Here is a 13439-nt window from a genome sequence, read left to right as displayed (position 1 = left end):
AGTACGCTGCCGCATGAAGAAGATGCTGGATTTCCTGTCGCTGAAGCTGCTGCGCCGGATCGAGATCCGCTATCGGCTGATCAATTCTTTCATCCTGGTGTCGCTGCTGCCCTTGCTGATCGCCGGCGTCATCGCTTACCGCGAATCGAACAATGCTTCACAGGAGAAAGTCCGTATCTTCGCCGGCGAAGTCGTCAAGCAGGTTGCACAGAACATGCTGCAGCAGATCGAGAAAATCGAATCCTCCAGCGAAGAACTGGCGATCTCCGAACGCATGCAAAATGCGCTGACGGCCTATTACAGCAAGAGCGCAGCGGAACGCGCCGCCGGCCATGCCGAGATCATCCGGCTGCTGCTGGAGAATTACGGCTCTTTCGAATACGTCAATCAGAAGTACTTGCTCGACCGCCGCCACAAGATCATGGATTCGCAAGTGTTCGCACAACTGGGCGACGACGTGGCGCGCTTTGCCGACCGCGCGCCCGACATGCAGGGCCGCCCCTACTGGAGCATATACAGCACCGCGACCGGGCAGAAGAGCGTGGTGATGCTGCGCGACATCCTGTTCAAGGGCAACAATCGCCTGGCGGGCACGCTATTCATCGGACTCCGGCCCAGCCACTTCTCGCGTATCTTCGAATCGGTCGATCTCGGTTACGGCTCGCGCATGCTGGTAATCGACAGCCGCGACGGCCACGTCATCGTCAGCGGCGGCGATAGCGGCGATACCGTCGAGACTGCCCTGGTCGAGGCAATGGCGAACAACATCACCGGCGGCAACGGCAATTTCATCGCCTACCGCGATCGCAATCGCAAGAAACAACTCGCGGCCTATGCGCCGGTGCCGCACACCACCTGGATGGTGGTCAACGTCACGCCGCTCGACGGTGTCAATGCGGAAGTACGCTCGATCAGGAACAAGATCATCCTGATCGGCGTGCTCTGCTTCATCCTCGCATTGGTGCTGTCGTTCATTATCGCGCGCAGCATTTCGCTGCCGCTCAAGCAACTGGTTGGCGTGATGAAAGCCACCAAGACCGGCAATTACCTGATCCGCATGGATTACGAAGGCAAGGATGAAATTGCCGTGCTGTCGCGGCGTTTCAACGAAATGGCCAGCAAGGTGCATCAGCACAATGAACAGTTGGAAGAATTGGTGGCCGAGCGCACGCACGAACTGGAACAGGCCAACCGCAAACTGGAAACCTTGAGTGCGACCGACAGCCTGACCGGCATCGCTAACCGACGCCGTTTCGACGAGGCGCTGAGCGGCGAACTGCGGCGCGCCGTACGCACGCAGAAGTCGCTGGCGTTGATGATGCTGGACGTGGATTTTTTCAAGAACTACAACGACCGCTACGGCCATCTGGCCGGCGACGATTGCCTGCGCACGATCGCGCAAGTGTTGCGCACCAGCTCACGCCGCGCCACCGACCTGGCGGCACGCTACGGCGGCGAAGAATTCGCCGTCATCGTCGCCGAGGGCGACAGCGCCAACGCCATGCTGCTTGGCGAGAACATCCGCGCCGCCGTCGAAGCCTTGCAGATACCTCACGAAGATTCGCCCTTCGGCCACGTCACCTGCAGCATCGGCATCACCGCCCTCGTGGTTGACGACGCCATGAACACCGACACGCTGTTGCGCATGGCCGACGTCGCCTTGTATCGCGCCAAATCGCAGGGACGTAATCGTGTCGTGCTCAACGCGTTGCAAGGCCTCGCGGATGAACAAGCGGAATAAACGTTGTTCAGCAGACTAGCCTGTTGAACAACATTTAGGAGCCGGGCCGCAACGCCAGACCGGCAATGAGTATTTTCCTGGCAAGAAAATACTACATCGCGGTGATGTAGTACCACCGCTATCCTCAACTGGGCATGGTTTACCGGCCTTTTCGCAAGATGGCGCGCGCTGCCGCGGGACTACCATGCAATTCTGCCTTGCACCTCCTCCCCCTACAGGCAGGAACGACAAAACATTTGAGAGACGAAAGAAGAACAATATGAAAAATATGCGCATTGGCTCGCGCCTGGGCCTCGGCTTTGCATTGGTGCTGTCCCTGCTGGTATTGATGACGATCATCGGCGTGTGGCGTTTGCAGGATATCGGCGGCCGCACCGCGAACATGATCAGCCAGGATTTGCTGAAAGAACGCCTGGCCTCCGAATGGGCCGCCAACATCGATGCCAATGGCGTGCGCACGGTTGCGCTCATCAAGAGCAACAATCCCGACCATCAGAAATATTTCAAGGATCAGGTGGCCGGCACGGTCGACCGCACCAGCGCCATCCAGAAACAACTGGATGAACTGGTCAGGTCCGACGAAGGACGAAAAATATTCAATGCGTTGCTGGCGCAGCGCAAGGTCTACAACGATTTGCGCAACAAGGTATTCAAAATGAAGGAAAGCGGCGATGAAGCCGGCGCGCTGGCCGCCCTCGACAGCGAACTGATACCGGCGATGAAGGAATACACGGTGCGCGTCAATGCGGTCGCTTCGCACCAAAGAGACGTCATCAATCTCGGCGCCGCCACGGTCGATGCACAATACCGCTCGGGCCGCACCATCCTGATCGCGGTCGGTGTGATTGCGCTGCTGGTGGGCATCATCGCTTCCTGGCGCTTGTCCGACGGCATCACGCGTCCGCTGCAGCGCGCCGTGCAGGCAACGGCGGCGGTTGCCGCCGGCGATCTCAGCAAGCCCGTCGTGGTCGATCGCAAGGATGAAGTGGGCCAGTTGCTGCAAGGCTTGCACGACATGACGCAAAACTTGCTGAAAACCGTGCGCGAAGTGCGCACCGGCGCCGACACCATCGCCACCGCCTCGTCCGAAATCGCCACCGGCAATCTCGACCTGTCGTCGCGCACCGAACAGCAGGCCGGATCGCTGGAAGAGACCGCGTCCGCCATCGAACAATTGACCTCCACCGTCAGGCAGAACGCGGACAACGCGCGCGAAGCCAACCAGTTGGCGTTGTCGGCATCGGATGTCGCCGTGCAAGGCGGCGCCGTGGTCGGCAAGGTAGTCGACACCATGGGCGCGATCAATGAATCCTCGCGCCGCATTGTCGACATCATCAGCGTGATCGACGGCATCGCTTTCCAGACCAACATCCTGGCGCTGAACGCGGCGGTGGAAGCAGCGCGTGCCGGCGAGCAGGGGCGCGGTTTCGCGGTAGTGGCATCCGAAGTGCGCAACCTGGCGCAACGCAGCGCTTCCGCCGCCAAGGAAATCAAGACGCTCATCGGCGACTCGGTCGACAAAGTCGACTCAGGCACGCGACTGGTGGAACAGGCCGGCAAGACCATGACCGAAGTGGTCAGCAGCGTCAAGCGTGTCAGCGACATCGTCGCCGAGATCAGCGCCGCCACGCAAGAACAGAGCACCGGCATCGGCGAGGTCAATCGTGCGATCACGCAAATGGATCAGGTGACCCAACAAAACGCTGCGCTGGTCGAACAGGCAGCAGCGGCAGCGGGCTCGCTCCAGGAACAGGCTGCACGGCTGGCGCAGGTGGTCAGCGTATTCAGACTGGACAACGATGGCATGATGCCGGCGGCGCCGATGAAGACCATCGCGCCGCAACCGCGTCCGGTCATCGCAGCGGCACGGGCTGCCGCGCTGCCGGCGGCAAAAGCGCGTGCGCCGTCCAGGCCGGCCATGGCAATTGCCGCGCCGCAGACACAAACGCCATCACATAAAAAAGCGCCTGCCGATGCCGATAACGGTTCGGAAGAATGGGAAACCTTCTGAGAAAAAGCATGCTGAAATGAGCAACGGGCGCCTGATGAGGCGCCCGTTTCTTTTCATGCTATGAGGTCGTCAGGCCCATCACAGTTTGAACTGCCGCCCCGCATCGGCCAGCTTGCCGGCCTGGGCCTGCAACAATTCCGATGTGGCGGCGGCCTGCTCGACCAGCGCGGCGTTTTGCTGCGTAGTGTTGTCCATCTCGGTCACGGCCTGGTTGATCTGCTCGATACCGGCGCTCTGTTCCTGGCTGGCGGTGGCGATTTCGGCCATGATCGCGGTCACGCGCTTGACGCTGTCGACCATCTCGCTCATGGTGACGCCGGCCTGTTCCACCAACCTGCTGCCGGAACCGACTTTCACCACCGAGTCGTCGATGAGCGCCTTGATTTCCTTGGCGGCGGAAGCGCTGCGTTGCGCCAGGCTGCGCACTTCGGATGCCACCACCGCGAAACCGCGCCCCTGCTCGCCGGCACGCGCAGCTTCCACCGCCGCGTTCAGCGCCAGGATGTTGGTCTGGAAAGCGATGCCGTCGATCACGCTGATGATGTCGACGATCTTGTTCGACGACTCGTTGATCGCGCCCATGGTGTCGACCACTTGCGCCACCACGCCGCTGCCTTTGACTGCAACGTCGGAAGCGTTCTGCGCCAACTGGTTGGCCTGGCGCGCGTTCTCGGCATTCTGTTTGACGGTGGAGGTCAATTGTTCGATGGAGGCGGCGGTCTCTTCCAGCGACCCGGCTTGCTGCTCGGTGCGCGACGACAGGTCGAAATTGCCCGACGCGATTTCATTGGCTGCGGTGGTGATCGATTCGGTCCCGGTCTGCACCTCGGACACGATCTTGCGCAATGCCGTATTCATCTCTTCCAGCGCTTGCATCAGTTCAGCGATCTCGTCCTTGCCCTGCTTCTGGATATTGGCGGTGAGGTCGCCGGCCGCGACCATCCTGGCAACTTCCAGCGCGCGCTTGAGCGGCGCGGTGATGCTGCGCGAAATGATCAGCACCGCAATCACACTGATGCCGACCAGCAGCACACCCAGCAACATCATCAACTGCATGCCGCGCGTATTGGTCCTGTTGATGTCGGCGGCCATGCTGTCGATGGCGTTGCGCTGCATGTCGAGCAACGCATGCACCTTGTCGGAATACGCTTTGGCCGCCGGATCGAAGGCATCCTTGTATGCTTTTTCGGAGGCGGCGGCATCGCCTGCCTTGCGCGAATTCATGACCAGTTCCTTGGCCGCCTGGTATTTGTTGCGCGCGGCGATGATTTCCTTGAACAGGGCTTTTTCGTCTTCCGTGCTCAACAGCGGTTCAAGCTTCTTGATGATCGCGCTGCCCGACACCACGCTGGCGGCGATCACCTCTTTGAAGGTCTCCGACAGGTTGGCGTCGGAGCTGCGCGCGATCATCGACGTGCGCGCGATTGCCGAATACGTCAGCACGAACCAGTCCGCCACCAGCCGTTCCTTGGCCAGCGGCAACTCCATCATGGCGCGCGTGGCGTCGGAGTTGCGCTTGGCGTTGATCAGTCCCATCCCCGTGGAAATGATCGCCAATATCAATACAATGGCAAAACCGAAAATCAGGCGGCTGGAAATCCGTATATTGGAAAGTTGTTTCATGATGCTGTCGTCCCTCGTTCGCTATCGTTATGATTGTCTGCCTCCACTCCGGGTTGCCCGTGAGCTTGATACAGAGTACCGCGTTTTATGGACAGCGCAAATAGAACTTGCGGCGAAAGCAACAGTACTGCCATGCAACATGAAACAGCCGATGGAGACGCCGGGATGCAGCGCCGGCAATGCGATTTTTACAGGAGAAGCAATACCGGCTTCGTCGCCGCCTTTCAGCGCAAGCGCACAAACGGCAGGCGCATGCCTTGCTCGTCGCTGCCGATCGCCAGATCGATAATGGTCATGACGTCGACGGCATCCTGCGCCGACACGGGGAAAGGTTTGCCGTCCAACAGCGTATCCGCCAGCGCGCGATAGAATCCGGCATAGTCGCCGTCAAGTGAGGCGAGCTCGCCTTGCGTGTCGTGCTCGCCGTCGGCTTGGCGCAGCAGGCCGGGAGGATTCTTGCCGAAACCGGCGCCGCCGGGACGCAGCCCGGCCTTCAACTGGTCTTCCTGCACATCCAGGCCGTTGATCACATAACTGCCGCGCGTGCCGTGCACGGTAAAGCGCGGCGGCGGCAATGCGGTCAGCGCGCTTGCATGAAGAATCACTTCCTTGTCGGCGTATTGCAATTGCAGGTGCACGTAATCCGGCACCTCGGCGCGGTCGCGTTGCTGCCTGAGCGTGGCCGACACCGACAGCGGCGCGCCGAACAACGCCAGCGCCTGGTCGATCAGGTGTGGGCCGAGATCGAACAACAAGCCGCCGCCATGCGCCGCTTCTTCGCGCCAGCGTTGCGGGATGACCGGACGGAAACGGTCGAAATGCGATTCGTAGTGGGTGACGCGTCCCAGACGGCCTTCGGCGATCAGGCCGCGCAGCGTCATGAAGTCGCCGTCCCAGCGCCGATTGTGGAACGGCGCGAACAACAAGCCGCCCTGCGACGCCAGATCAGCCAGTATTTTGGCGTCGGCGCCGGACAAGGTGACCGGTTTGTCGACCACCACATGTTTGCCGGCCTCGAGCACCCGGCGGGCAAGATCGAAGTGGGTGTCGTTGGGCGTGGCGACGACGATGCAGCCGATGTCGCCGCGCGCGAGCAAGGCATCGATATCGGGAACGATGGCGGCGCCTGGAAAATCGGCGCCGGCGCGACCGGCCTGCGATGTTGCAATCGCGGCAAGCTCGGCGCGGCCGCTATACGCGATGACCGGCGCATGGAACGTGGCCCCGGCAAAACCGTAACCTATCAAACCCAGCTTCAATGCGTCGGACATGGCCCCGCTCCTGATTCAGATTTTCTTGACGAATTCGGTCTTCAATCCCATTGCGCCGAAACCGTCGATCTTGCAATCGATGTCGTGGTCGCCCTCGACCAGGCGGATGTTCTTGACCTTGGTGCCGATCTTGACGACCCCGCCGCCGCCCTTGAGCTTGAGATCCTTGATCACGGTGACGGTGTCGCCGTCCTGCAGGATGTTGCCGGCGGCGTCGCGCCAAACCTTGGCGCTTTCTTCGACGGACTCGGCGGCTTGCGCCGACCATTCATGGGCGCATTCGGGACAAATGTAGAGGTTGCCGTCTTCGTAAGTGAATTCGGAATTGCATTGGGGACAGCGTGGCAAGGTGCTCATGATGGTTTCCGTGATGAGGCTGCAACAGCGCCGGATGCGCGTCGCGGAACGCATAGTATACAACCCCGGCCATGTGCCGCCGGCTGCCGCGTCCGGGGCATGCCGCTATACTAGAACTCATTAACGTTGAAATCCCGGCAGGAGTTGGCATGCAGCACCCGCTTTCCGATATTCCCATCCGCAAGGAGTGTCCTCCGGGCGCGTGCGTTTGCGATCGCGAAAGCCTGCTTGCCGGCGTCGGCGCCAACGCCGATATCGACCTGCGCGTGCTGACGCTGACGCAGGAACAGGAACGGCGGCTGATCGAACGCATCGGCAAGATATCCAGCTACGACGACCTGCAGCATGTCGCCGGCCTGCTGTACCAACAGCTTGGCGTGGTCTTGCGCATCACGCCGAGTCCGCGTGAAGTGCGCACCGTGCGCGGCTTCGTCATTCTGCTCGAAGACCGCCCCGGCTTGTGCAAAAAAACACGCCAGACAGTCCCCGCCGCAATCCGCAAGTGCCTGGAAAACAAACCGGAAATCGCCTACGCCATCCTCAACGCTCACGACATGCTGGGCAACGCCTGAGGCGAGTCGCGCAACGCGGGAATTTCGATATATACAAAAATCGCTTAAGCATGATCGAAAGCATTCGTTCTGCTATCGCGTCGCTTTGTTTAGTCTTGATGCCTTGACACATTCTACGGGGCAGGACATGACAACAACATCGCACAAACGCCGTCTGGTTTTGCAAGGGGCGGCAGCAGCAGCGTTGGCCGGTACGGCCGGATGGAGCGGCGCCGCCGAAGAGCGCACGCTGCGCATCGGCTATCAGAAGTTCAACACGCTCAACATTCTTAAAGGCACCGGCAACCTGGAAAAGGCGCTGGCGCCGCTGGGCTGGAAGGTGAAGTGGTTCGAGTTCGCGGCCGGTCCGCAGTTGACCGAAGCGCTCAACGCCGAAGCGATCGACTTCGGCCACGCCGCCGATACGCCGGCAGCGTTCGCCAATGCGTCGGGCGTGAACGCAGTGTATCTCGCCGCCGAACAGCCGTATCCGAAAGGCATCGGCATCTTCGTCGCGCAGGATTCTCCGATCCGCTCGATCAAGGAACTGAAAGGAAAGAAGGTCGCGCTGGGCCGCGGCTGGAACGTACAATACCTGCTGGTGCGCGCGCTGGAAGAAGTCGGCCTGAGCTACAACGATGTCGTGCCGGTGTATGTGTCCAACGCTGCCGACGTGCGCGCGGCGTTCCAGTCGGGCAATGTCGACGCCGCCGGTTTGTGGGATCCCTTCCTGGCCGGCCAGGAAATTTCGACGCGGCCGCGCATCCTGCGCGACGGCACCGGCCTGTCGAACAACCGCACCTTCCATCTGGCCAATCCGAAGTTCGTCGACCAGAACAAGAACATCATTCGCACCTTGTTCGTCGAACTGAAGAAAGCCAACAACTGGACCCAGTCCCATCCGCAGGAAACCGCCGACCTGTTGGCGCCGCAACTTGGCGTCGACGCCAAGGTATTGCGCCTGGCCACCGAGCGCCGCAATTACACTGCGGTGCCGATCGACGCCGGCATCATCCAGGAACAGCAGCAGATCGTCGAGGCGTTCTACAAGCTGAACCTGATCAAGAATCCGGTGCGGGTCAAGGACAAGGTCTACGGCGAAGCGTTGTTGTAATTCTTCTCCGGCCATCCCATGACGATACATCTCGCGGCGTTCCTGATCGCCGGCAACGCAGCCCACAGCCAGGTGCTGTGGCGCCATCCGCGCAGCACGCCGGGCGGCTTCCTGACGCTCGACTATTACAGGCGCATCGCGCAGACGCTGGAGCGCGGCAAGTTCGACTTGCTGTTCTTCGCCGACCGGCTGGCGGTGTCGACGCGCTTCGGCGGCGATCATCGCTACGGCGTGGCGCACGGCGACCAGGATGCGACGCGCATGGACCCGTTGCCGGTGCTGGGCGCGATTGCCGCAGTGACTTCGCGCATCGGCCTGGGCGCGACGCGCTCGACTACATATTCGCAGCCTTACAGTCTGGCGCGCGAGTTCTCCACGCTGGACCATTTGTCGGCGGGACGCGCGGCATGGAATGTGGTGACCTCGGTGAATCAGGGCGAGGCCGACAACTTCGGCCTGCGCGAAACGCTGGGGCATGACGAACGCTACGACCGCGCCGACGAGTTTCTGGATGTCGCACACAAACTTTGGCAGAGCTGGGACGCCGGGGCCTTGCTGCTGGAAACGGACAGCGGACGCTATGCCGATCCCGATCGCGTGAACCCCATCGACCACCACGGCGCGCATTTCAATGTGCGCGGCCCGCTGAATATTCCGGCCTCGCCGCAAGGCGGCCCGGTGATCATTCAGGCCGGATCGTCGCATCGCGGCCAGGACTTCGCCGCGCGCTGGGCCGAGGTCGTGTTCGGTATCCAGCCTGATCTGGCGCGCATGCAGCGTTTCTACCAGGACCTCAAGGGCCGCACGGAGAAATTCGGGCGCCGTCCGCAGGACATCAAGGTGCTGACCGCCGTCATGCCCTTCGTCGGCAAGAGCAAGGCCGAAGCGGAGGACAAACGCGCACGCCACAATGCGATGGTCGATCCCGTCGTCGGCTTATCGACGCTGTCCAGCCACATGAACGTGGATTTTTCGGCGCATGCGCTGGATGCGCCGATCGACGATATCCAGGTGGCGGGGATGCAGGGCTTGTTCGGCCTGGTGAAGGAGTTGTCGAGCGAAGGCTGCCTGACGCTGGCCGACATCGGACGGCTGTATGCCGGCGGCGTGCTGGTGCCGCAAGTGGCCGGCACCGCGGCGGAGATTGCCGACTGGATGGAGCATATCGTCGCGCAGCAAGGCGCCGACGGTTTCGTGATCACGCCGGTGCACCTGCCCGAGGGCTTCGACGATTTCGTCGATCTGGTGGTGCCGGAGTTGCAGCGGCGCGAACAGTTCCGGCGCGATTATGGGGGCGATACCTTGCGCAGCTATTTGCGCTGAGATGATGTCGTTCCGTCACCGGCACAAGCGTCGTGCTGACACACGTCAGGACCCAGCATCGTATCGGCCGTCTTCACGACGCTGGGTCCCGGCATTCGCCGGGACGACGGCAGGACAGACGAGAACAGGCTCCATCCCGAGACTTATGCGGACTTGCCGCCCTTGCGATGCGGTTTGGCTTTGCCCGATACGCGCGTGTCGGGACGCGCATCGCGCTTGTCCGAACGTTTGTCGCCCGGACGGCCGGCGCGCGCACTGCTGTTGATCTTGGGAGGCGTAGCATTTTTTGGCGGGTTCTTGTCATGATGTTCGGTGCCTGAACCGATGATGCTGATGTTCATCTTGCGGCCGGCAATTTCCACTGCCTTCAACTGATGCAGCAAAGGCTTGGGCATGCCGGCAGGCAGATCCAATGTGCTGTAGTCGTCGTGAATATCGATGCGGCCGATATGCTTGGCTTCGAGTTCTGCTTCGGTGGCGATCGCATTGACGATGCCTGCGGCGGTGGCGGCGTGGACACGGCCGATCTCGATGCGGAAGGTCTGCATCTGGAATGTCGGCTTGCCCTTCTCCTTGGTCTTGGCCTTGCGCGGTTCTTCTTCAGCCGGCGCATGTTCTGCACGCTCGGTACGGTCAACGCGTTCTGCGCGCGCCGGACGATCGTCGCGGTCATTGCGCGGACCGCGCTCGGCGCGCAGCATCGGCGGCCGCTCGTCGGTCAGGCTGATCTTCAGTTGCTGGCCGGCGACCCAGACCTTCTTGAGATGCTGGAGCAAATCGTCCGGCATGTCGCCCGGGAGATCCAGCACGCTGTGATCGTCGAAGATCTCGATGCGACCGATGTGCTTGGCGTCCATGCCGGCTTCATTGGCGATCGCGCCGACGATATTGCCGGGCTTGACGCCATGCTCATGGCCGACTTCGATGCGATAGGTCTGCGTGGTGTGCGCCGCAAAATCGGCCTTGCCCGGACGCTCGCGGCTTGCCGGTGCGCGTTCGCGCTCGGTGCGCTCGGTGCGTTCCGAACGCTCCTTGCGTTCGCTTCTTTCCGCACGCGGCGCCGCGTCGATACGTGCGCCGTCGCGACTGATCTGCAATTGCTGGCCGGCGACGCGCACCAATTTCAGATGATCGATCAGATCGTCGGGCATATCGTCCGGCAGGTCGAGCACGCTGTAATCGTCGAAGATCTCGATACGGCCGATGTGCTTGGAATCCATGCCGGCTTCATTGGCGATGGCGCCGACGATGTTGCCGGGCTTGACGCCGTGCTGATGGCCGACTTCGATGCGGAAGGTCTGCATGCCTGGATCGGCGTCGCGAATGATGCGCTCCTTCTTGGCAAAGGCCGGACGCTCGCCGCGGTCTTCACGTTCGGCGCGTGGCGAGCGGTCCGGACGTTCACGCGGCGCGCGCTCGTCGCTGCGCGCAAACTCCGGTTCGCGCTGGTTCTTGTCGAGCAGCAGCGGCACGTCGCCGCGCGCCATCTTGGCAAGGGCGGCGGCAATGTCGACTGCGGTGACGTTCTGCTCGCGCTCGTAGTCTTCGATGAGTGAACGGAAGACGTCAAGGTCGCCGGCCGCCAGCGTTTCGCCGATCTGTTCCTTGAAGCGGGCGACGCGCACGTCGTTGACGGCTTGGATGCTCGGCAGCGTCATCTGGGTGATCGGCTGGCGGGTGGAACGCTCGATGCTCTTGAGCAGGTTCTTTTCGCGCGGCGTGATGAAGAGGATCGCTTCGCCGCTGCGGCCGGCGCGACCGGTGCGGCCGATGCGGTGGGTGTAGCTTTCCGGATCGTAGGGTACGTCGTAGTTGATGACGTGGCTGATGCGTTCGACGTCGAGGCCGCGCGCGGCGACGTCGGTGGCGATCAGGATGTCGATCTGGCCATCCTTCAGTTGCTGGATGGTGCGCTCGCGCTGTTGCTGCTGAATGTCGCCGTTGATGGCGGCGGCGGCAAATCCCCGCGCCTGCAATTTGCCGGCCAGCTCTTCGGTGCCGAGCTTGGTTCGCACGAAAATGATCAGGCCGTCGAAGGGCTCGACTTCCAGAATGCGCGTGAGCGCGTCGAGCTTGTGCATGCCGCTGACCAGCCAGTAACGCTGGCGGATGTTTTCGGCGGTGCCGGTCTTGGCGGCGATGGTGACTTCGGCCGGATCGCGCAGGTACGTCTTGGCGATGCGTTTGATGACGGCCGGCATGGTGGCCGAAAACAGCGTGGTCTGGCGCGTTGCCGGAGTCTTTTGCAAAATCGATTCGACGTCGTCGATGAAGCCCATGCGCAACATTTCATCGGCTTCGTCGAGCACCATGGTCTTCAGTTGCGAGAGGTCGAGCGAACCCTTGTCCAGATGGTCGATCACGCGACCGGGCGTGCCGACCACGACGTGTACCCCGCGGCGCAAGGCGCTCAGTTGCGGGCCGTAACTCTGGCCGCCGTAGATTGGCAGCACATGGAAGCCGGGAATGTGGGTGGCATAGCGCTGGAAAGCTTCGGCCACCTGGATCGCCAGTTCGCGCGTCGGCGCCAGCACCAGCGCCTGCGGCGCGCTCTGGCGGATGTCGATGCGCGACAGGATCGGCAGCGCAAACGCCGCGGTCTTGCCGGTGCCGGTCTGGGCTTGGCCCAGCACATCGCGGTTGCTCAGCAGCAGGGGAATGGTGGCGGCCTGGATCGGCGACGGCGATTCGTAACCGAGTTCCTTCAGCACGCGCAACAGCGGTTCGCTGAGATGGAGGTCGGAAAATAAGGGGAGGGGGGCTTCGGACATGGTGGGACTCACGAGTTCTTTTGGGCCGCAGGGCGCGGCCGGATGGAGATGCAGTTTACCCGCTTGTGACGCAATCAGCGATGTTAAGTTGCAAGGCCCGCCCGCACCACGCAGCATAATTGCGGATACTCGCATCGGCGATGCGCCGACGACGGCAAAGCGGACGGACAGGAGAAAGTATTGCCGACAAGACAAACAATGCCAGACGGCAATGCGCCGGTGCAGCGAATGACGATGTTATTGGAAGGTGTTCGGCGTAAGTTGCAGCGGAGATCCCTGCACCCCGGCATGCACCAGGCGACGCGCCACACCGGTGATGTTGGCTTCCAGTTGGCGGAAGGTTTGCATCGGTCCGATGGCAGTGAACATTTGCGAGGCCAGTTTCATCAGCGCTTCATTGGAAATGAAGCACTCGCGATTGACGAACTCGACGCACACAGAGAACACCACGCCCGCATTGGTCAACTTCGCTTCGGTTTCGGTCACAGATTGAGACATGGCGTACCTCTGGTCGAATAATTTTCTATAGTGCGCGTAAGTGCCGCGAATAGCAAACAAAATCCGCGATCCGGCGGGGTTGGCGCCGACAAGGTATAATAGATGCTCGTTGGGCGCACCGCCCTTTCCCGGACCGGCCAGCAGCATTGCCTGTCTCCACACTTTCCGGCCGCGCCAGT

General features: G+C 61.6%; 10 protein-coding genes. 5 read left to right on the top strand and 5 right to left on the bottom strand.

Going from position 1 to position 13439, the window contains the following annotated elements; translation table 11 throughout:
* The first annotated feature begins 13 nt into the window (after positions 1–13).
* Both RV1423_RS15215 and RV1423_RS15210 read left to right on the top strand, forming a co-directional pair.
* The gene (locus RV1423_RS15215) at positions 14–1741 is read left to right on the top strand and encodes a diguanylate cyclase (protein ID WP_034298176.1); all 1728 of its coding nucleotides are present in this window, start codon (positions 14–16) and stop codon (positions 1739–1741) included.
* A 259-nt stretch (positions 1742–2000) separates the two neighbouring features.
* Positions 2001–3752, top strand: a complete 1752-nt coding sequence (locus RV1423_RS15210) for a methyl-accepting chemotaxis protein (protein ID WP_081768839.1) — start codon at positions 2001–2003, stop codon at positions 3750–3752.
* 78 nt (positions 3753–3830) lie between these two features.
* On the opposite strand, the gene RV1423_RS15205 is transcribed toward RV1423_RS15210, so the two are convergent.
* The 3 genes from RV1423_RS15205 to RV1423_RS15195 form a co-directional block, all read right to left on the bottom strand.
* A complete protein-coding gene (locus RV1423_RS15205; RefSeq protein WP_034298173.1) occupies positions 3831–5375 on the bottom strand; it encodes a methyl-accepting chemotaxis protein in 1545 nt (514 codons plus the stop codon).
* Positions 5376–5599: 224 nt separating this feature from the next.
* Positions 5600–6646 (bottom strand): oxidoreductase, encoded by a 1047-nt coding sequence (locus RV1423_RS15200; protein WP_034298170.1) that lies wholly within the window; start codon positions 6644–6646, stop codon positions 5600–5602.
* Between the two features lie 15 nt (positions 6647–6661).
* On the bottom strand, positions 6662–7003 hold the full coding sequence (locus tag RV1423_RS15195; RefSeq protein ID WP_034298326.1) for a zinc ribbon domain-containing protein YjdM: 342 nt from the start codon (positions 7001–7003) through the stop codon (positions 6662–6664).
* A gap of 149 nt (positions 7004–7152) precedes the next feature.
* Between RV1423_RS15195 and RV1423_RS15190 the strand changes: the two genes are divergently transcribed.
* The 3 genes from RV1423_RS15190 to RV1423_RS15180 all read left to right on the top strand — a co-directional run bounded on the left by RV1423_RS15190 (position 7153) and on the right by RV1423_RS15180 (position 9991).
* Positions 7153–7575, top strand: a complete 423-nt coding sequence (locus RV1423_RS15190; protein ID WP_034298166.1) for a hypothetical protein — start codon at positions 7153–7155, stop codon at positions 7573–7575.
* Between the two features lie 127 nt (positions 7576–7702).
* Complete coding sequence (locus RV1423_RS15185; RefSeq protein WP_034298160.1) at positions 7703–8668, top strand: sulfonate ABC transporter substrate-binding protein; 966 nt, start codon at positions 7703–7705, stop codon at positions 8666–8668.
* A gap of 18 nt (positions 8669–8686) precedes the next feature.
* On the top strand, positions 8687–9991 hold the full coding sequence (locus RV1423_RS15180) for an LLM class flavin-dependent oxidoreductase (RefSeq protein WP_034298158.1): 1305 nt from the start codon (positions 8687–8689) through the stop codon (positions 9989–9991).
* Positions 9992–10134: 143 nt separating this feature from the next.
* On the opposite strand, the gene RV1423_RS15175 is transcribed toward RV1423_RS15180, so the two are convergent.
* Positions 10135–12762, bottom strand: a complete 2628-nt coding sequence (locus tag RV1423_RS15175; RefSeq protein ID WP_034298156.1) for a DbpA RNA binding domain-containing protein — start codon at positions 12760–12762, stop codon at positions 10135–10137.
* 237 nt (positions 12763–12999) lie between these two features.
* Positions 13000–13260: a DUF1488 family protein gene (locus tag RV1423_RS15170; protein WP_034298325.1), complete on the bottom strand. Its 261-nt coding sequence runs from the start codon at positions 13258–13260 to the stop codon at positions 13000–13002.
* Positions 13261–13439: the final 179 nt, after the last annotated feature.

The sequence above is a fragment of the Herbaspirillum sp. RV1423 genome, assembly GCF_000577615.1.
Lineage (GTDB): Bacteria > Pseudomonadota > Gammaproteobacteria > Burkholderiales > Burkholderiaceae_D > Herbaspirillum.
This window is presented reverse-complemented; position numbering and strand designations above follow the sequence as displayed.

Bases quoted from the DNA above. Each gene is read 5' to 3' on its own strand.
- RV1423_RS15215 (WP_034298176.1), top strand. From the start codon at position 14: ATGAAGAAGATGCTGGATTTCCTGTCGCTGAAGCTGCTGCGCCGGATC.
- RV1423_RS15210 (WP_081768839.1), top strand. From the start codon at position 2,001: ATGAAAAATATGCGCATTGGCTCGCGCCTGGGCCTCGGCTTTGCATTG.
- RV1423_RS15205 (WP_034298173.1), bottom strand. From the start codon at position 5,375: ATGAAACAACTTTCCAATATACGGATTTCCAGCCGCCTGATTTTCGGT.
- RV1423_RS15200 (WP_034298170.1), bottom strand. From the start codon at position 6,646: ATGTCCGACGCATTGAAGCTGGGTTTGATAGGTTACGGTTTTGCCGGG.
- RV1423_RS15195 (WP_034298326.1), bottom strand. From the start codon at position 7,003: ATGAGCACCTTGCCACGCTGTCCCCAATGCAATTCCGAATTCACTTAC.
- RV1423_RS15190 (WP_034298166.1), top strand. From the start codon at position 7,153: ATGCAGCACCCGCTTTCCGATATTCCCATCCGCAAGGAGTGTCCTCCG.
- RV1423_RS15185 (WP_034298160.1), top strand. From the start codon at position 7,703: ATGACAACAACATCGCACAAACGCCGTCTGGTTTTGCAAGGGGCGGCA.
- RV1423_RS15180 (WP_034298158.1), top strand. From the start codon at position 8,687: ATGACGATACATCTCGCGGCGTTCCTGATCGCCGGCAACGCAGCCCAC.
- RV1423_RS15175 (WP_034298156.1), bottom strand. From the start codon at position 12,762: ATGTCCGAAGCCCCCCTCCCCTTATTTTCCGACCTCCATCTCAGCGAA.
- RV1423_RS15170 (WP_034298325.1), bottom strand. From the start codon at position 13,260: ATGTCTCAATCTGTGACCGAAACCGAAGCGAAGTTGACCAATGCGGGC.